At 66.3% G+C, this 17,130-nt stretch carries 13 protein-coding genes; 7 read left to right on the forward strand and 6 right to left on the reverse strand.

What is annotated here, in order from left to right:
• Window positions 1–71: 71 nt before the first annotated feature.
• The gene (locus FBY20_RS09425; RefSeq protein ID WP_142051654.1) at window positions 72–680 is read right to left on the reverse strand and encodes a HutD family protein; all 609 of its coding nucleotides are present in this window, start codon (window positions 678–680) and stop codon (window positions 72–74) included.
• A gap of 176 nt (window positions 681–856) precedes the next feature.
• On the opposite strand from FBY20_RS09425, the gene FBY20_RS09430 reads away from it, so the two are divergent.
• Window positions 857–1,147, forward strand: a complete 291-nt coding sequence (locus FBY20_RS09430; RefSeq protein WP_056319375.1) for a metal-sensing transcriptional repressor — start codon at window positions 857–859, stop codon at window positions 1,145–1,147.
• Between the two features lie 23 nt (window positions 1,148–1,170).
• On the forward strand, window positions 1,171–2,280 hold the full coding sequence (locus tag FBY20_RS09435; RefSeq protein ID WP_056319378.1) for an S-(hydroxymethyl)glutathione dehydrogenase/class III alcohol dehydrogenase: 1,110 nt from the start codon (window positions 1,171–1,173) through the stop codon (window positions 2,278–2,280).
• Here FBY20_RS09435 and FBY20_RS09440 read toward each other — a convergent pair.
• Together FBY20_RS09440 and FBY20_RS09445 are read right to left on the reverse strand one after the other, a co-directional pair.
• Window positions 2,219–3,394, reverse strand: coding sequence for a glycosyltransferase family 4 protein (locus FBY20_RS09440; RefSeq protein ID WP_142051657.1), 1,176 nt, complete (start codon window positions 3,392–3,394; stop codon window positions 2,219–2,221). The genes FBY20_RS09435 and FBY20_RS09440 overlap by 62 nt on opposite strands.
• Window positions 3,391–4,389: a hypothetical protein gene (locus tag FBY20_RS09445; RefSeq protein WP_142051660.1), complete on the reverse strand. Its 999-nt coding sequence runs from the start codon at window positions 4,387–4,389 to the stop codon at window positions 3,391–3,393. The genes FBY20_RS09440 and FBY20_RS09445 overlap by 4 nt, the downstream gene beginning before the upstream one ends.
• Before the next feature lie 338 nt (window positions 4,390–4,727).
• On the opposite strand from FBY20_RS09445, the gene FBY20_RS09450 reads away from it, so the two are divergent.
• The 3 genes from FBY20_RS09450 (at window position 4,728) to FBY20_RS09460 (ending at window position 8,439) form a co-directional block, all read left to right on the forward strand.
• Complete coding sequence (locus FBY20_RS09450; RefSeq protein WP_056319383.1) at window positions 4,728–5,837, forward strand: YcjF family protein; 1,110 nt, start codon at window positions 4,728–4,730, stop codon at window positions 5,835–5,837.
• A 187-nt stretch (window positions 5,838–6,024) separates the two neighbouring features.
• Window positions 6,025–8,121 carry a bifunctional diguanylate cyclase/phosphodiesterase gene (locus FBY20_RS09455; protein ID WP_142051664.1) on the forward strand — a complete coding sequence of 699 codons (2,097 nt, stop codon included), beginning with the start codon at window positions 6,025–6,027 and terminating at the stop codon, window positions 8,119–8,121.
• Window positions 8,122–8,226: 105 nt separating this feature from the next.
• The gene (locus FBY20_RS09460) at window positions 8,227–8,439 is read left to right on the forward strand and encodes a DUF1059 domain-containing protein (RefSeq protein ID WP_056319388.1); all 213 of its coding nucleotides are present in this window, start codon (window positions 8,227–8,229) and stop codon (window positions 8,437–8,439) included.
• A gap of 94 nt (window positions 8,440–8,533) precedes the next feature.
• On the opposite strand, the gene FBY20_RS09465 is transcribed toward FBY20_RS09460, so the two are convergent.
• On the reverse strand, window positions 8,534–11,935 hold the full coding sequence (locus FBY20_RS09465; protein WP_255452304.1) for a TM0106 family RecB-like putative nuclease: 3,402 nt from the start codon (window positions 11,933–11,935) through the stop codon (window positions 8,534–8,536).
• 261 nt (window positions 11,936–12,196) lie between these two features.
• Here FBY20_RS09465 and FBY20_RS09470 point away from each other — a divergent pair, with 261 nt between their 5' ends.
• A complete protein-coding gene (locus FBY20_RS09470) occupies window positions 12,197–12,973 on the forward strand; it encodes a Sir2 family NAD-dependent protein deacetylase (RefSeq protein ID WP_142051670.1) in 777 nt (258 codons plus the stop codon).
• A gap of 11 nt (window positions 12,974–12,984) precedes the next feature.
• Here FBY20_RS09470 and FBY20_RS09475 read toward each other — a convergent pair whose 3' ends face one another.
• Entirely contained in the window at window positions 12,985–14,037 is a 1,053-nt protein-coding gene (locus FBY20_RS09475) for a YafY family protein (protein WP_142051673.1), read from the reverse strand.
• A gap of 173 nt (window positions 14,038–14,210) precedes the next feature.
• A complete protein-coding gene (locus FBY20_RS09480; RefSeq protein ID WP_255452305.1) occupies window positions 14,211–15,737 on the reverse strand; it encodes an EAL domain-containing protein in 1,527 nt (508 codons plus the stop codon).
• A gap of 436 nt (window positions 15,738–16,173) precedes the next feature.
• Between FBY20_RS09480 and FBY20_RS09485 the strand changes: the two genes are divergently transcribed.
• Window positions 16,174–17,106: an N-carbamoyl-D-amino-acid hydrolase gene (locus tag FBY20_RS09485; protein WP_142055868.1), complete on the forward strand. Its 933-nt coding sequence runs from the start codon at window positions 16,174–16,176 to the stop codon at window positions 17,104–17,106.
• The last annotated feature ends 24 nt before the right edge of the window (window positions 17,107–17,130 follow it).

The following is a 17,130-nucleotide window of genomic DNA, read 5'->3' on the forward strand; positions in this document are numbered from 1 at the left end:
CCTAATTCCTCACATCGCAGGGAGACGGCGCCTGCTGCGGGCGGGGCCTTACGAGGCCCGCGCGGAAAGCCTCAACGTCCGCCCGCGCGCGGCGACAGTTCGATCACGCAGGCGTCAAGGCCCGCCTGCGCGGTCAGGCAATATCGTGCCAGCCCCTCCTGCCCTTCGACGTGCAGGCAGTCATAACGCGACGCCAGCCGATGCTGCGCGCCGTCCAGTTCAACCGCCAGGACGCCGCCGGCATTCAGGATCAGCACGCTGCGCGCGCTGCTGTGAAACACCCAGGGATCCGCGCCCCGCACCCATTGCAGGCGGGCGTGCCACCGGTCGGGCGCATAGATCAGGTTGAAGTCGCGGATCGGGCCGTCCAGCAGGCGGCAGTCCACCTGCGCATCGCCCGAAAACGCATACGCCGTGCGCGGGCCCAGCGGCGCCTGGCGATTGCCGTCCACCGTCAGTTCGATGCCGCGCCCTTCCAGCACGGTGATGATGCGCTGGAAACCGCCAAAGGCGGAAAAGCCGCCGTCCTGCGCCACGTCGGCCAGCGACAGCCGCCAGTCGAACGACGCCGCATGGCCCCCGGGGTTGCAGGCGACCTCCTGGGTCGTGCCCCCGCCATTGCGCCACGGCATGCGGGGATGGTCCTCGGCCCGGTACAGCCGCACATCAGGGGAATTCATGGCCTTGGATAAGTCCTGTAGGGGTCCGGTGGAAAAAGGCGAAATGAAACACGCGAAATGAATCACGCGAAATTATAGGTCGCACGCCCCTGCCGGCTGCCCGCCCGGCTGCGCGGGCCTGGACGCGCCCCGCCGGAATCCGTATACTCCCCCCCTGTATCGAATCGGAGCTTGCCGTGCCGCACTCCCCAGAAGAAAAGAAACGCGTTGTCACCCGCCTGCGCCGCATCCAGGGGCAGGCGTTAGCATTGGAACGCGCGGTGAACGAAGGCACGGAATGCGGCGCGCTGCTGCAACAGCTGGCGGCGCTGCGCGGCGCCACGAACGGCCTGATGGCCGAAGTGCTGGAGAGTCATCTGCGGGAAACGTTCCTGCAGTCTGCTCAGGGAAGTCCAACGGACCCCAGGCCCGAGACCGAATCGCAGATCGATGACCTTATGCGCATCGTCCGTTCCTATCTGAAATAACCCCCTCTACGTGGAGCATCGTTATGAAATCACGCGCAGCAGTCGCATTCGGCCCCGGCAAGCCGCTGGAAATCGTTGAGATCGATGTCGCGCCCCCGCAGCGCGGCGAGGTGCTGGTCCAGATCACGCACACCGGCGTCTGCCATACCGACGCCTTCACGCTGAGCGGCGACGATCCCGAAGGCCTGTTCCCCGCCGTGCTGGGCCATGAAGGCGCGGGCGTGGTGGTGGAAGTGGGCGAAGGCGTGACCTCGCTGAAACCCGGCGACCACGTCATTCCGCTCTACACAGCCGAATGCCGCGAATGCAAATTCTGCCTGTCGGGCAAGACCAACCTGTGCCAGAAGGTGCGCGCCACGCAGGGCAAGGGCGTCATGCCGGACGGCACCTCGCGCTTCAGCTACGAAGGCAAGCCGCTTTATCACTACATGGGCTGCTCGACGTTCAGCGAATACACCGTCGTCAATGAGATCTCGCTGGCCAAGATCAACCCGGCCGCGCCGCATGAAAAGGTCTGCCTGCTGGGCTGCGGCGTGACGACCGGCATCGGTGCGGTGCACAACACCGCCAAGGTCAAGGAAGGCGACACGGTCGCCGTGTTCGGACTGGGCGGCATCGGCCTGGCGGTCATTCAGGGCGCGGTCCAGGCCAAGGCCGGCCGCATCATCGCGGTGGACACCAACCCGAACAAGTTCGTGCTGGCCAGCGCCATGGGCGCCACCGACTGCATCAACCCCAAGGACTACGACAAGCCCATCCAGGAAGTCATCGTCGAACTGACCGACGGCGGCGTGGACTTCTCGTTCGAGTGCATCGGCAACGTGCACGTGATGCGCGCCGCGCTGGAATGCTGCCACAAGGGCTGGGGCGAAAGCATCATCATCGGCGTGGCCGGCGCGGGCCAGGAAATCAGCACCCGCCCGTTCCAGCTGGTGACGGGCCGCGTGTGGCGCGGTTCAGCGTTCGGCGGCGTCAAGGGCCGCACGCAACTGCCCGGCATGGTGGAAGACGCCATGAGCGGCAAGATCGATCTGGACCCGTTCGTCACCCACACGCTGCCCCTGGACCGGATCAACGAAGCGTTCGATCTGATGCACGAAGGAAAGTCGATCCGGACGGTGATCCACTACTGACGTAGGCGTTCTCGCGGTAGACGCGTTCGGTATTGCCGACGAAGGTCGCCAGCGAGAACTCCTTGAGCGCCGTGCTGCGCGCATCCACGCCCATGGCGTGCAGCACGCCGCGGTTGGCCATGATGTCCGACAGCGTCCGGGCCACCGATTCCGGAGACCCGGGCGGCACCACCCAGCCGTTGCGGCCCTCGGTCACGTTTTCCGGCAGACCGCCAACGCGGGTCACAATGACCGGCTTGCCTGCGGCCATCATCTCGCGGCAGGCAAATGAAATCGTCTCCAGCCGGGACGACAGCACAAAGCCCACGTCCAGCGCCGCCAGCACCGGCTCCACATTGTCGAGCAGTCCGGTGAAGACCACCTGATCCTGCATGCCCAGCGCGGCCACCTGGTCGAGCATGTCGTCGCCCGGCATCGCGCCGGCAATCAGGATGGCGACCTGCTCGCGCTGCGCGGCGGGCAGCAAGGACACGGCAGCCACCATGTCGATCCAGCCTTTGTAGTCCGCGGTGCCGGCGTTGCTGCCGAGGACCAGCCGATTGCGCAGCGCGGGCGGCAGAAAGCGCGCGCGCGCCTCGGCCTTTTCGGTGCGGCAGGCGGGGCGGTACTTCGCGGTGTCCACCCCGTTATGCACCACGCGCAGATCTTCATTGCGAAACACCGACTGCTTCATGCGCCGGAACGTGTGGCTGCACACGCAGATGACGCGATTGGTGGCCCACTTGGCGCGCAGGCGCACGCCCAGGCTGCTGGCGCTGCGGTCATTGTGCTGCGTGTAGACGATGAAGGGGCGTTTTCTTCCCATCCCCAACGTCGCCAGCATGCACAAGCGGTGATCGGCCGAGCCATTGACGTGGATGACGTCGAACTGTTCCTGGCGCACCAGGTTGCGCAGGCGGCGCAGCGCGGACAGCTGTTCGGCAAGCGTGCCCTTGAATTCGAGATCGATGGTGCGCAGGCCCGGCAGGGCCTCGGCCTCGGCCAGCAGGCGGCTCTTGCGCGGCGCACCGACCATGACTTGCGATTTCTGGCACAGGATGCGCGCCAGCGACATGACGTACGTCGTGTGCCCGCCGCCATCGCCCTGGTGGAAATTGGTATAGAGGATCTTCATGATTCGGGTCTCGTCGGCGGTTGCGTGGCGGGGTCGAGCAGACAGCTCCAATGCCGCTTTTCAAAAATGTCGTCGCCCAACCGGCTGAGCAGCGACAGGTTGTAGACCTGGATGCCGCGCGCGCGCAGCAGCTTGCCGGCCTGCCGGAACGCCGGCTCGATGTGGCCGGCAAACTGGCGGTCCAGCGCCGTGGGCAGTTGCGCGCCGGCTTGTTCGTAGAAGCGCGGGCCTGCGGTGGCCGTCAGGTCCAGCCCATGCAAAAACACCGTCCGGGCACCCAGCCACGCCAGCAATTGCAGGGACGTGTAGGCCACCGTGCCGCCGCCGAACAGGCCGCGCGCCGCATTCAGGCTGAAGCCGTGGGCGTGCATCGGATGATGCGCATCGAACAGCACCAGTTCCGGGTCGCCGGCCAACTGCGCCTGCAGCGCCTGCGGCTCGGCGCGCGGCTGCTGGGCGCGCTGATGCACTTCCTCGAAAAGCGCGATGCGGCAGCGAACAGCCCGATGGTCGAACAGCAATGCGATCCAGCGGTACACCTCCGGCGTCACGAAAAGCACCAGATCCTGGTCCAGCACCTGCGCCACGAGGTCGCGGCGCTTCTTCACAAATCCGGCGTCCAGCATGGCGTAGTAATGAAAGCGCAGCGCCGGATGCCGGGCGCGCAGGGCGATCGAGCCGTTCACGCCCATCACGGTGCGCATGCGGCATTGCGCGTAATCGATCTGCGCGACCGATGGGCCGCTGAGAATCAGGTGGGCATCGCCGCCGATGCCGCGTGGCAATTGATCCAGTGAAACGGTTGCCGGCCCGCGCACCCCATGCAGGTTGCAGCCGGTCAGGCGGTCGGGGCCATCGCGCCGCACCGTGACAAACGGCCAGAGCGTCTCGTTGTGGCGATGCGCCTTGGACCGCGTGACGCGATACAGGTAGCGCAGGCCCTTGGTGAGGGGTCGAGAGCGCAGCAAGCGGGGAACGAGCGCAAGACGGGGCATGTGGATTGCGCGGGTACCGCGGCGTAGCCTGACAACGGCCTGATTCTACGAAGCCCCTCGTCCGAAATCGCGAGGGGATTATGTGAGATGTAACCCTTTGAAGAGGCGAACAATCTGCCCCCGAATTTGCGTGATCCTTCGGGGGCCGGTTCCTGACTTTCATCATATGGAAAACCGCGCGTCCGTCCGTGAGGACACGCCCTCCGGCACCTCTCGCGGCGTCGTGCCAACGGTGTCCCCCAGACGGACGAGGCGTTTTCACCCAATTACGTTTTGCGCCAAAGAAGTCATCCTCTGATATCGTTCCGGCATCTTCCCTTGCCCGCCACGCCCCCTTGATGAGCGCCATCCGCCCCGACCACCCCGACCTGCAAGACGCCATCGCCGATGCCATCAGCACCGCCACGCGCGGCGCCGGGCGCGTCAACATCCTGGTCGCCGGCAAGACGGGCGTCGGCAAGAGCACGCTGATCAACGCCGTGTTCCGCGGCGATCTGGCCAGGACGGGCGCGGGCAAGCCGGTCACCCAGACCATTCAGGAATTCACCCGGCCGGGGCATCCGCTCACCATCATCGATACCCGCGGGCTGGAAGTCGCCGACTACGCGCGCTCGCGCGAACAGCTTGCCGAACTGATCGAAGAGCGGTCGGCGTCGGACGACCAGGACCGGCACCTGCATGTCGCCTGGCTCTGCATCCAGGACAGCAGCCACCGCGTCGAGGACGCGGAAATCGAACTGTGCGACATGCTGGACAAGGCAGGCATCCCCGTCGTGGCGGTGCTGACCAAGGCGCGCAAGAACAGTCCCTTCCTGGAAGAGGCCCGCAAGCTGCTGCCGCGCGCCCGGCAGGTTGTGGCGGTGCGCGCGCTGCCCGAATGGATCGAGGAACTGGACGCCGAATTGCCGCCCATGGGGCTGGACCGGCTGATCGAGGTGACGGCCGAGCACGTGCCCGAGGCCCAGCAGCGCGCCTATGCCAACGCGCTATCCACGCGCAACAAGAAGGCCCTGGAAGTAAAAAAAAAGCGGGCTGAGATCGAGGTGAACGTGGCCGCGGGCCTGGCCGCATCGGCCGCCGCCGCGCCCATTCCGTTCTCGGACGCCTTTGCCCTGGTGCCTATCCAGGTCGGCATGATCGCCAAGATCGGCATCACCTTCGGCATGGAACTGAACACCACCGCGATCACCACGCTGGTCACGTCCACGCTGGGCGCGTCGGCCGCCACGCTTATCGGGCGCTCCGTCGTCTCGGGCATGCTGAAGTTCATCCCGGGTGCAGGCAGCGCGGTGGGCGGCACCATCGCGGCCACCACGGCCGGCGCCATCACCAAGCTGCTGGGCAATGCCTACATCGCGGTGCTGCACGACTTTTGCCTGAAGCATCCGGGCAAGGACATCGACGTCCCGATGATCGCGCAGGCGCTCAAGCAACGCGTCAAATTCTGATCGCGCGGCGATGCAATGAAATGAGATTGAGCGCCAAGATTCGATAGATTGTTCTTTTTGGTGACAGCGCGGTTAATACTGGCGCACTCACGACGTAAATCTAGTCACCACTCCCATTCTTTCAGGGCAGATCCGCCCACGCGCGTTGCCGCAACGCGGCCCGTGTGCGCAAAGCCCGCCGCCTCCCATGATCCTCGCCAATTCCGACGTCCTGTACCGCCACCTGGTGCAAGGCGTCGTCGACTACGCCATCTACATGCTCAACCCTGATGGCACGGTCGCCAACTGGAACGCTGGCGCGCAACGCGCCAAGGGCTACACCGCCGACGAAATCGTCGGCCGGCATTTCTCCTGCTTCTATACCGAGGAAGACCGGGCGCGTGGCGTGCCGCAGGGCGGCCTGGCCACCGCGCGGGAATCCGGCAAGTTCGAAGCCGAGGGCTGGCGCGTGCGCAAGGACGGCACGCTGTTCTGGGCGCACGTCGTCATCGACGCCATCCATGACGATACGGGCACGCTGATCGGCTTTGCGAAGGTCACGCGCGACAACACCGAGCGGCGCGAACGCGAACAGCAGCTGCTCAAAGCCAAGCAGCTGGCCGAGCACTACAACAGCGAGCTCACGTCCATGTCGACGTTCCTGCAGGCGGTGGTGTCGCACATCCCCTCCTGCGTGCTGGTGCTGGATGCGGTGTCGCGCCAGTTCCTGCTGGCGAACCGGCAGGCCGAAGAGACCTTTGGCGGCAGCCCGGGCGGCCTGAAAGGCAAAACCGCGCAGCAATGCCTGCCCGAGCTGGTGTGCGCATTCTTCGACCGCCTGACCAACGACGCGCTGCGTTCGGACGGCGCCATGCGCGAAGAGGAAGAGGAACTGGCCACGGCGCGCGGGCCGCGCACGTTGCACACCAAGACCCTGGCCTTTCACAGCACGGACCCGCGTTCCCGCTACGTCCTGCTCATCGCGGACGACGTCACCGACGAGAACGCCGCCCACGCGCAGGTGCGCTACATGGCGCACCACGACACGCTGACGGGCATGCCCAACCGCCGGCTGTTCCGCGACCGGCTGCTGAGCGCGCTGGGGTCGAGCCGCGACCGGTCGACCGCCGTGCTGTGCCTGGACCTGGACAACTTCAAGAGCGTGAACGACACGCTGGGCCATCAATCCGGCGACGAACTGCTGCGCCTGCTGGCCAAGCGCCTGCCCCGGCACCTGCGCGAACAGGACACGCTGGCGCGCCTGGGCGGCGACGAATTCGCCATCGTGCTGCCCAACATCGCGGAACAGGACGACGTGCGCAAGCTGGCCGAGCGTCTGATCGAAGCCGTGCGCCAACCCTTCGAGATTGCCGGCCACACCGTTCCCGTCAGCGTCAGCATCGGCATCGCGATCTCGGAGTCGCAGTCGCTGTCGGCCGACCACCTGCTGCGCTACGCGGACATGGCGCTGTACGAGGCCAAGCGCAATGGCCGCAACTGCCTTGCGTTCTTCGAGCCCGACATGGAAGCGGCCGCGCTGCGGCGCCACGAGGTCGAGATGGACCTGCGCCAGGCGATCATCTCGCAACAGCTGCAGTTGTATTACCAGCCCATCATGGACGTGAGCCACGTGCGCATCGTGGGCCGCGAGGCGCTGATGCGCTGGCAGCACCCGAAAAAGGGCCTCATCATGCCGCAGGACTTCATCCCCATCGCGGAAGAAACCGGGCTCATCCACGAACTGGGCGCGTTCACGCTGCACGAGGCGTGTCTGGAAGCCATGCGCTGGGACGACCACGAAACCGTGGCGGTCAATTTGTCTGCCAGCCAGTTCACCAACGGCGCGCTGGTGTCGCTGGTGGAATCGGCGCTCGCCAAATCCGGCTTGCCCGCCCGCCGCCTGGAACTGGAGATCACCGAATCGGTGCTGCTCACCAATTCCTCCGGCAACCTGGATACGTTGCACCGCCTGAAGGAACTGGGCGTCAAGGTGGCGCTGGACGACTTTGGAACCGGCTATTCGTCGCTGGGCTACCTGCGCACCTTCGAGTTCGACAAGATCAAGATCGACAAGTCGTTCACGCAGGACGTCGGGTCCAGCCGCGAGGCGCTGGCCATCATCCGCGCCATCAATGGCATCGGCCGCAGCCTGGACATCCCCACGACGGCCGAGGGTGTGGAAACACCGGAGCAGTTGCAACGGCTGACGGCGGAAGGCTGCTCGCACTTTCAGGGATATCTGCTGGGCCGTCCCGTGTCGCACGGCGACACGCACACCGGCCCGGCACAGACCTATACTTCCTAGACACCGGCCGCGATGCGACGCGCCATCGCGCCGGCGCAGTGCGCCTGGCGCGTCTGCTGTTCCAACACGCACCCCCTTTGCGGGACATGCGAGAAGGAGAGCCTCATGACACGCAAGTACATCGATTGCCGCGAGTATCCGAGCGAGATGAACTGCTCGGTGGCCTTGTCCGCGGACTCGGACGAGGAACTGCTCGAAGCCGCGGTGCAGCACGCCACCACGGTGCACAAGCACGCTGACTCGCCTGAACTGCGCACGCAGCTCAAGTCTCTTTTCCACCACGGCACGCCGCCTGTCGAAGCGCCCCGCCGGGGCTGACGTCGCGCGCTGTTCGGGCCTTGCCGGCTGGGCGGTTTGCCTTGCCGTCAAGGCCCGCCCTTCCCAGGCAAGCCCCGACACTTGGACCGGCGCGTTACCCCGCCTGACCGGCCTCGGCGACCCAGCACAGCGTGTTGACCAGCGCCATCTGCTCGGGCGTCTGGCATCGCACGGACAGCAAGGCGGGGCTGGCGACCAGGATCGCCAGCGACTTGGCCCGCGATACCGCCACATTCAGCCGGTTCCTGCTGAACAGGAATTCCATGTCGCGCGGCATGGTCTCGCCGCTGGAGGTGGCCATGGAAATGATCACCACCTGCGCCTCCTGGCCCTGGAACTTGTCGACCGTGCCCACCCGCGCGCCCTCGGGCAGCGCCTGCCGCAACGTATTGACCTGCACGTTGTACGGCGCCACCACCAGCACGTCGTCGGGCGTGATGGGCACCGCGCGGCCCGTGTTGTCCAGATAGCGCTGGCGCATCAGGCTGCCATACAGCGCGGCGACTTCGCGCGCTTCCTCGTCGCTGGACTGCGCATTGCCCTCGTGCACGACCGGCACGTACCGGATACCGCTGGCGGCCAGTGCGTCCGCAGCGTCCGCGCCCAGCACCAGGCCCTGCCCGGCCGCCGATTCCGCGGCGCGCAGCCGGCCGTCGTAGATGGCGTCCGAAATGAAACCGCAGATCGCCGGGTGCATGCGGTACGAGGTGTCCAGGAAGATGCCGCGATCGGCCGCGATGGTGGCATGGCCGTTCAGCAGATATTCCAGCGTGGATTCGCCCGAGCGGCCGGGATGCGTGCCCTTGGTCGGCTGGCCCAGCTGCATCTGGTCGCCCAGCAGCACGATGTTGCGCGCGCATTGGCCCAGCGCCACCAGGTTCGCCAGACTGACCTGGCCTGCCTCGTCCACGAACAGGTAATCGAACTGCTGCTGAAAATCGGCCCGGCTAAAGAGCCACGCCGTGCCTGCCACCAGTTGATGGCGCGACAGGTCGATCTTGTCGTTGGCAAAGACGTCTTCGATGAATTCGCCGTTGAAACAGGAATCGTCGCCTTCCTTACCCGACTTCTTGGCGCCTGTGAACGCCAGGCCCGCCTCGCGCGCCGCCTTTTCCAGGCCGGCGAGCAGGTTGTTGATGGCATGGTGGCTGTTGGACGTGACGGCGATGCGCTTGCCCTGGCGCAGCAGGTGCACCAGCACGCGCGACCCGGTGTAGGTCTTGCCCGCCCCCGGCGGCCCCTGCAGGAACAGCGTGGACTCGTCCATGCGGCCGACGATGTCCACGACCTGGTCGAGCAGGTTCGCGCCCGGATCGGCCAGCGGGGTGCCGGGCGCCACGCCGGCGATGCGCGGCGGTTCATGCCGCAGCAGCGCGTCCACCGCCCGGAACGGCGTGCTGGCGCCATCGGCCGACGCCAGCAGCGCATCGCCGTAGCGGAACATGGCATTGGCCAGTTCGTCGATGCTGACCGGCCTGCCCGGCCCGAGCGACAGGCGCTGCGGCGGCGCGGCCTTGCGCGACATGGTGAAGGTGGCCACGCCGGCCCCCGGACGGCCGGCCCCCATGTCGACCGTCAGCCGGCTGATGGCCGGTCCGCCGCGCACGTCCGTACAGGCCGATCCGGTGCGCAGCTTGGTCTGCTGCGCCGGGAAGCGGTAGGTGTAGCGCAGCGATTGCGCCACGGGCTCGGGGGCCACGCTGTCGTCGCGCACCAGCCCGCCCAGGCATTCGTTGTCTTCCACCAGCTCGGCCTCGGTCGCCTCCATCCGGGCGAACATCGCCCACCACTCGGGCTTCTGCTCGCGGCGGTGAAAGTCCAGCAACTGGTAGACCAGCGCGCGGTAGCGGTCGAAGCCGGACCAGTCCGCTTCGTCGACCGGCAATGGCCCGAGCAGCGCGGCGCGATACGGCTCCAGACGCAGTTCGGCCTGAGTCTTTTCGCCGACCTGGAACCGGGCGGCATCGATCGCTTCCTGCGCGTCGCGGCGGTTCGCCCAGGGCATGCCGTCAGGACGCAGCGCGCACAGCCAGTCGCGCAGCTTGTACGTGGACAGCACATCGTCACGGTTGTAGTCCGCAATGTCCTGCAGCAATTGCGCCTCGCCCGTGCGCTTCCAGCGTTCGTAATAGACGATGCTGGCGCCGGCATTGGTCACGCCGCCCTCGCGCTGCGGCAGGTAGAAGTGCTCGATGTTCTTGATCGAATAGCCCGGCTCGGACACGCGCACGCCTTCGCGCACGACCTGGTACAGATCCACCAGCTTGTTCATGCGCAGCAGGTTGTCGACTTCGGCCTCGCGGGTGGCGTGAACCGACATCAGCCGCTTGATTGCCGTCGCCTCGTAGGGCGCGTAGTGGTAGATGTGCGCCTCGGGATGGCGGTGCAGGCGCGCCACCACGAAGTCGATGAAGGCTTCGAACGCCTGCTTTTCTTCGCTGCGGTTGTGCGCCCAGAACGGAACGAAGCGCTCCTGCCCGTCGTCAATGACGTACAGCCCAAACAGATACTCCAGCCCGCCTTCCTCGAGCGGATCGCCTTCCATGTCGAAGAACATGTCTCCCGGGTCCGGCTGCGGCATGCGTTCGAAACCGCGCGGCGCGGCATCGTCCGGGTCCTTGGCGATGCGGTCCCAGTGACGCCCCCCGTCGGTCCGGGCGCGCAACTGCAGCGCCGCCTGCGCCCGCAGCTTGTGCAGGATGGCGGGCTCCATGCGCGCCACGGCGGCGTCCGGCGCCAGCCTGCCCAGTTGCGCCAGCGTGCGGATGCCCTGGGCGTTCAGCTTGCGGATCTGCTGCCGCGTGATGTTGGCGACCAACGACAGGTGATCGTCTTGCACGCGGCGCGCCTTGCACAGCGGGTCCCACCGGCACTGGGCGCATTTCTCGCAAGGGTCGGGATAGGTGGCCGCATCGCCGCGCTTGTCCACGTGCGCCTCGAAGCGGCGCATGACCTGGCGAAAATAATGCGCGTAGTCGGCCACGCGCAGGGATACCTCGCGGCCGCTGCCCAGCACCACGTGCATGTACAGCGGCGCCGCGCCCTGCTCCAGGCCCAGCAGCCACGAATAGAACGAGAGCTGAATGGCGAATTTGGCGCGCGCCGAACGCGCCAGCTTGGTGTCGCTGGCCTCGTAGCTGTAGGCGCCCAGCCGCGACGGGCGCGCGGTCTTGAGCAAGAAATCGGCATGGCCGATATACCGGTCGTGACGAAACGCCGCTTGGTAGATCACGTCGGCGCCGTCCGCCATCGCCTCGCGCGTGCGGGCCAGACGCGCGGCCAGTCCGTCGCCCGCCTCGCTCACATCGACGATCCGCCGTCCGCTGGCGCGCAGGCGTTCCAGATACGCGCGTTCGTGGTCCAACCCTTTTTGCTGGATCAGTTCGAGCTGTTCGTCCTCTTCTGCTTGCGGCAACGGGTCGTCCAGATTGATCAGATCCAGCGTGGTGAGGTGCTCGCATTCCAGAAACGCCACCAGATCGGAAGCGGAAAACAAAAGGCGGTCGCCGTTTTTTTGCATGGTGCGGGAAGGAGCCGGTGCGATGGCGGGGGCCAAGAATAGCAAATGAAGCTGCGGCCATTATGCAGCCGGATAATCAAGTAATCGGCTGAAATACCGTCCCGAGTGATTCAACCCCTTTTTGTCCAAATACGCTCTCATAATCCGTTGTGTTTCAGAGAATGGAAGCGACATGCCTGGTTTGTTCGATACGATTATCTTCAGCCTTGATCGCGCGGCATATAACGGGCGGCTCGCATGAAACTTCGCACACTCGATATTCCCGATTCGCTCGTGCAACTGCTGCGCGACGCGCGCCTTGTCGTCGTGCTGACGGGATCGGGACTGAACCCCGCCAGCCGCCTGCCGCAAAGCCGGGATGGCATGCGCGGGCTGTGGGCCCGCTACGACGCTGCGGCGCTCGCCACCGACGAGGGATTCCGCAGGGATCCGGCGCTGGTGTGGGCCTGGCACGAGGAACGGCGGCGCCGGGCGCTCGCCGCCACGCCCAACGCGGCGCACCGCGCGATTGCCGCGCTGGCCGAGCGCGTGCCCGGCACATTCGTGGTGACGCAGAACGGCGACACGTTGCACGAACGCGCGGGCAGCCCGCGCATCCTGCACCTGCAAGGCCGGTTCGACCAGCCGCGATGTTCGGCCTGCGCCATGCCCCATACGCTGACGGCGCCGCCGGACGCGCCCGCGCGGCATGGCCCGTATCCCCCCGCGCCCGCCTGCCGCATCTGCGGCGGCCTGGTGCGCCCGGGCCGGCTGTGGCACGGCGAGGCCCCCGCGCCCGCGGTGTGGCGGGTGGCCAAGGGACTGGCGGCCAACGCCGATCTGGTCCTGACGGCTGGCACGTCATGCCAGACGTCCGCGGCGGCCGAACTCTGCTACGAGGCGATGGGATACGGCGCGCAGCTTGTGCAGGTCAATCCCAACCCCACGATGCTCGATCGCGTGGCCAGCCACAGCATCAGGGGTCCGGCCGAAAAGGTGCTGCCGCTGCTGCTGGCGCGCGCCTGGCCCGGATGATGCGGGGCGGGCTAGAGGTAGCGGCGCGCCAGTTCGCGCGCCTCGTGGGCAAAGCGGTTGCGAATGGCCTCGGGTTCCAGCACCTCGATCGACGACGCGTGGCCGTGCAGCAATTGCCACAGCATGACGGATGGGCGCACGGTGGCCGTCAGCATGAAACCGTGCTCGTCCTCTTCGATCTGCTGATCGCCCGACAGCCAGAACTCGCGCAGCGGATGGCGGCGCCGGCGGCCGTCGTCCATCATGGGTTCGGCGGCGTGCAGCCGGATCCGGGTTTCCTCGCCCGGATCGAAGTTCAAGGCTTCCTCGCGGCGCACGAAGTCCTGCAGGTCGAACGTGGGGTCCGGATCGGCCGGCTCGTCCAGCAGCCGCACCTCGGACAGCCTGTCCATGCGGAACAGGAATCGCCTGCCCGGCTGGCTCGGCCCCCACGCCACCATGTACAGCACGCCCGCGCGGTCGACCATCGCCAACGGCGTCATCACGTAAAGGCGCTCGGCAGGCGTCTTCTCGCCAAAGGGCGTGTTGCGAAATGACAGTTTGCGGTTGTAGTACAGCGCGCCGCTGACCTGGCGGTAGACCTCGGCGGACACCGTGGGCAGCACGATGGGATGCGTGCCGTCGATACGCAGGATCTTGCGCGCCCAATCATGCGCCGGTCCGATCGCAGGCTGGGAGCGATGCGTCTGCAGATATCGCCACGCGCTGTCGAAGGTGCCTTCCAGGTCGTCCAGCACGACGGCCGGCAGGTGGCGGTCGGCCACCTGCTTGAGCGCGCACATGGCCATCGCCATGTTGGCGTTCATGTTCTGGATGTGGAAATCGGTGCGCCGCAGGGTGCGGTACCAGAGCTTGCCGCGGGTGGCGCCCGCACTGCCGACGCAATCGAGCTTGAGCAGCGTGCGGCGGATCTGCTTGTCGCCCGGCGCGGGGTTCAGCAGCATCGCGAGCCGGTTGCGGATTTCCGCCATGCCCATGCCCCTCTCCATCGCTTCGGCCTCTTCATCCTCGACATACGGCAGGATGCGCAGCAGGTTATCGACAAGCGTATGGTCCAGTCCCATGGCAGATACAACAAATTAACCCGTTAAACAACGCAGGCATTCTATCTGTAAAACCGGCCAATAATAATTTCGGGCGGGAAAGATAATGCGGGCAGCGCGCCCGGACTGAGCCTTTGGATTATGTCGGTTGTGCCGAAAATAAATTAGACATACGACAACCTGCACACTGCAAATCAGTCGGCGACGATCTCGCTCAAGGGAACCGGCCGGCCGAATAGCCAGCCCTGGCCGACCGCGGCGGGCTGGCGCGCAAGCAGATAACTGGCCTGTTCCTCGGTTTCGATGCCTTCGATGATGAGGTTGATGCCCAGCTCGCGCGAGATGGCAATCACGTGGTCCACAATCAGGGTGCCTGCGTCTTCCGCGCCGATGGCGCTGGTGAAGCTGCGGTCCAGCTTGATCGCGTCGGCCTGCAGTTCGGCCAGGTAGTTCAGGTTCGAATGGCCCGTGCCGAAATCGTCGATGAATACCTTGAAGCCCTTGCCGCGCAATGCCTTGACCATCGCCAGCACGTGGCCGTCGGACAACGGCGTGCCCTCGGTAATCTCCAGCGCCACATTGGCGGGCATCAGGCCGCGCTCGCTGACCGCGTCCATCAGGAAGTTCCGGTAGCCCGCGTCCTTCAGGTCAGCCGCCGACACGTTGATGCTGACGTAGAGCGCCGGGTTGCTCCGAAGGCGTTCGTGCAGATCGCGCAGCGCCTGCGACGTCACCAGCCGCGACAACGCGCGGCCCAGTCCCATCGCCTCGGCCAGCGGTACGAACAGGATCGGCGAGACGTCGCGGCCGCGGGCGCGCCAACGGGCAAGCGCCTCGAAGCCGGCCAGTTGCCGCGTGGCGAGCTGGCGCAGCGGCTGGTAGTGGACCTGGATGTCGCCGGCCAGGATGGCCTTGCGCAGCTCGGTCCGGGCGCTGCCCGCGTGCAGGCGCCACATGACGCAAAGGCCGGCCAGGAAGGCAAGCGCCAGGGCGCCGACGACCGACATCACCATCGCGGGAAGCTGGAACCAGGCGTCGGACCGCAGCCGGGACACGACGCAGATATCCGGGCCGCCATCCGGCGCGCACAGCCAGGCGCGGCGCTCGGGCGCGAAGCCAAGACCGTGGCCGGCATCGCCATCGGCGGGCACGTCCAGATCGTGCGCGCGGCCAAAGCGCCGGTACACGTGGCTGCCGTCACGCGTCACGATCTTGGCGTCGATGCCCGAGCCCGGTTCGGGAAAGCCGTCGAACGCGCCCGGCGCCGTGAACACGATGACGTCGCGCAGTGACGCCATGTCGCCGATGATGCGGCGGTCGACGATGTTGGCCGCGCCCACCCAGAGCTGCAGTCCGCTGGACACCGTGAACGCCGGCGGCGGCAAGGCCAGCGGCTCGGGCAGCTTGCCCCAGGCGGCCGAGCAACGCAGCATGCCGCCCAGCGTGCGGCCGATGTCGCGGATGTAGGTGGAATTGAAGAGCAGCACACGCAGGGTCGCCACGTCCGACTCCGAACACAGGGCGCCGCCCTGCGTGGCCGCGGCCATGAGGCGATGGCTTTCCTGCGCCACGCGCAGCGCGTGCGCCAGCAGCCGGGCGTTATGCCCGGCAAGCCTGTCGTCGGCCTGGTTCAGCTCGATCTGGCGTCCAGCCAGCACCCCCGCGAGGAATCCAAGCGCCGACAACAACAACACGAAAGCCGCAATTCTGGGACGTGACATGGGGACCGGTGACCATGGGCGGCGCGTGGTAAGTCATTCTGCGCGTAAGGCAATGTAACCGAAGATTCACATCCTTAAACGGGAAATTCACCCCTGCGGACCCGTCAATTGTGGCTTTCGAAACGGGGCCCCGCCCCACACGCCGCCCTCGCCAGAATCCCGGTCTGCGTAGCCTGGCCGCCCGTTCTACGGGGAAACCCGATATCAGAATTTGCGCGACGCCCATGATCCCGCGTTATGCACAGGTACGGACCGGCCCGAGGCCATGCCGAAATTTTCCAGGCAGATCAACGGGTTGCATCGACGCCCGCCGCCCGCTGCGCGCGCCCCGCGCGCGATTGGGCGCGGTATCGGATCGGCTCGGACCCGGGCATGCTTGCGGCCTTCGGCCATTCTTCTGGAGATTCCTGTGACCCCCTCTTCCCCGTCCCGCAAAATGGGCCTGGCCGTCGCTCAGATGGGCGCCGTCAATCTTGCCGATTCCCGCGCGGCGGTCGTGCGCCGTCTCGTCGAGATGATGCGCGAAGCTGCCGCCCGCCAGGCGGAATTCGTCGTGTTTCCCGAGCTGGCGCTGACGACGTTCTTTCCCCGCTACTGGATGGACGACGCCGAGGCGGTGGAGCGCTACTTCGAGAAGAGCATGCCCAACGCCGACGTGCAGCCGCTGTTCGACACGGCGCGCGAGCTGGGCATCGGCTTTTACCTGGGCTATGCCGAGCTGACGCCGCAAGGCCGCCAGTTCAACACCGCGATCCTCGTGGACCGCAGCGCCAAAATCATCGGCAAGTACCGCAAGATCCACCTGCCGGGCCACTCGGACCACAAGCCCGACGCCCCCTTCCAGCATCTGGAAAAGAAATTCTTCGAAATCGGCGACCTGGGCTTTGGCGTTTGGGAAACCAACGACGTGAAGATCGGCATGTGCCTGTGCAATGACCGGCGCTGGCCCGAGACCTACCGCGTCATGTCGCTGCAAAGCGCCGAGCTGATCGTGCTGGGCTACAACACGCCGTCGTTGAACATTCACTGGAACGAGCCCGCGCACCTGCGCACCACCACGCACGAGATCGTGCTGCAGGCCAGCGCCTACCAGAACGCGGTGTGGATCGGCGCGGCCGCCAAGTGCGGCTTCGAAGACGGTCATCACATGATCGGCAGCTCGATGATCGTGGCGCCGTCCGGCGAGATCGTGGCCCGCGCAAGCGGCGAGGAAGACGAGGTGATCTCCGCCCGCATCGACCTCGCGCTGGGCCAGACGTTCCGCGACCACGTCTTCAATTTCGCCAAGCATCGCAGCCCGCATCACTACAAGCTCATCGTCGAGCGCACCGGCGCGGGCGACCCGCTGCCGCGTCCCGACGCCGACTGAGGCCGAGAGCGGCTTGCCCTACCC

The organism is Achromobacter sp. SLBN-14 (assembly GCF_006715415.1).
GTDB lineage: Bacteria > Pseudomonadota > Gammaproteobacteria > Burkholderiales > Burkholderiaceae_B > Achromobacter > Achromobacter mucicolens.

Coding starts and splice junctions, on each gene's coding strand:
- FBY20_RS09425 (WP_142051654.1), bottom strand. CDS start 680: ATGAATTCCCCTGATGTGCGGCTGTACCGGGCCGAGGACCATCCCCGC.
- FBY20_RS09435 (WP_056319378.1), top strand. CDS start 1,171: ATGAAATCACGCGCAGCAGTCGCATTCGGCCCCGGCAAGCCGCTGGAA.
- FBY20_RS09440 (WP_142051657.1), bottom strand. CDS start 3,394: ATGAAGATCCTCTATACCAATTTCCACCAGGGCGATGGCGGCGGGCAC.
- FBY20_RS09445 (WP_142051660.1), bottom strand. CDS start 4,389: ATGCCCCGTCTTGCGCTCGTTCCCCGCTTGCTGCGCTCTCGACCCCTC.
- FBY20_RS09450 (WP_056319383.1), top strand. CDS start 4,728: ATGAGCGCCATCCGCCCCGACCACCCCGACCTGCAAGACGCCATCGCC.
- FBY20_RS09455 (WP_142051664.1), top strand. CDS start 6,025: ATGATCCTCGCCAATTCCGACGTCCTGTACCGCCACCTGGTGCAAGGC.
- FBY20_RS09460 (WP_056319388.1), top strand. CDS start 8,227: ATGACACGCAAGTACATCGATTGCCGCGAGTATCCGAGCGAGATGAAC.
- FBY20_RS09470 (WP_142051670.1), top strand. CDS start 12,197: ATGAAACTTCGCACACTCGATATTCCCGATTCGCTCGTGCAACTGCTG.
- FBY20_RS09475 (WP_142051673.1), bottom strand. CDS start 14,037: ATGGGACTGGACCATACGCTTGTCGATAACCTGCTGCGCATCCTGCCG.
- FBY20_RS09480 (WP_255452305.1), bottom strand. CDS start 15,737: ATGTCACGTCCCAGAATTGCGGCTTTCGTGTTGTTGTTGTCGGCGCTT.
- FBY20_RS09485 (WP_142055868.1), top strand. CDS start 16,174: ATGGGCCTGGCCGTCGCTCAGATGGGCGCCGTCAATCTTGCCGATTCC.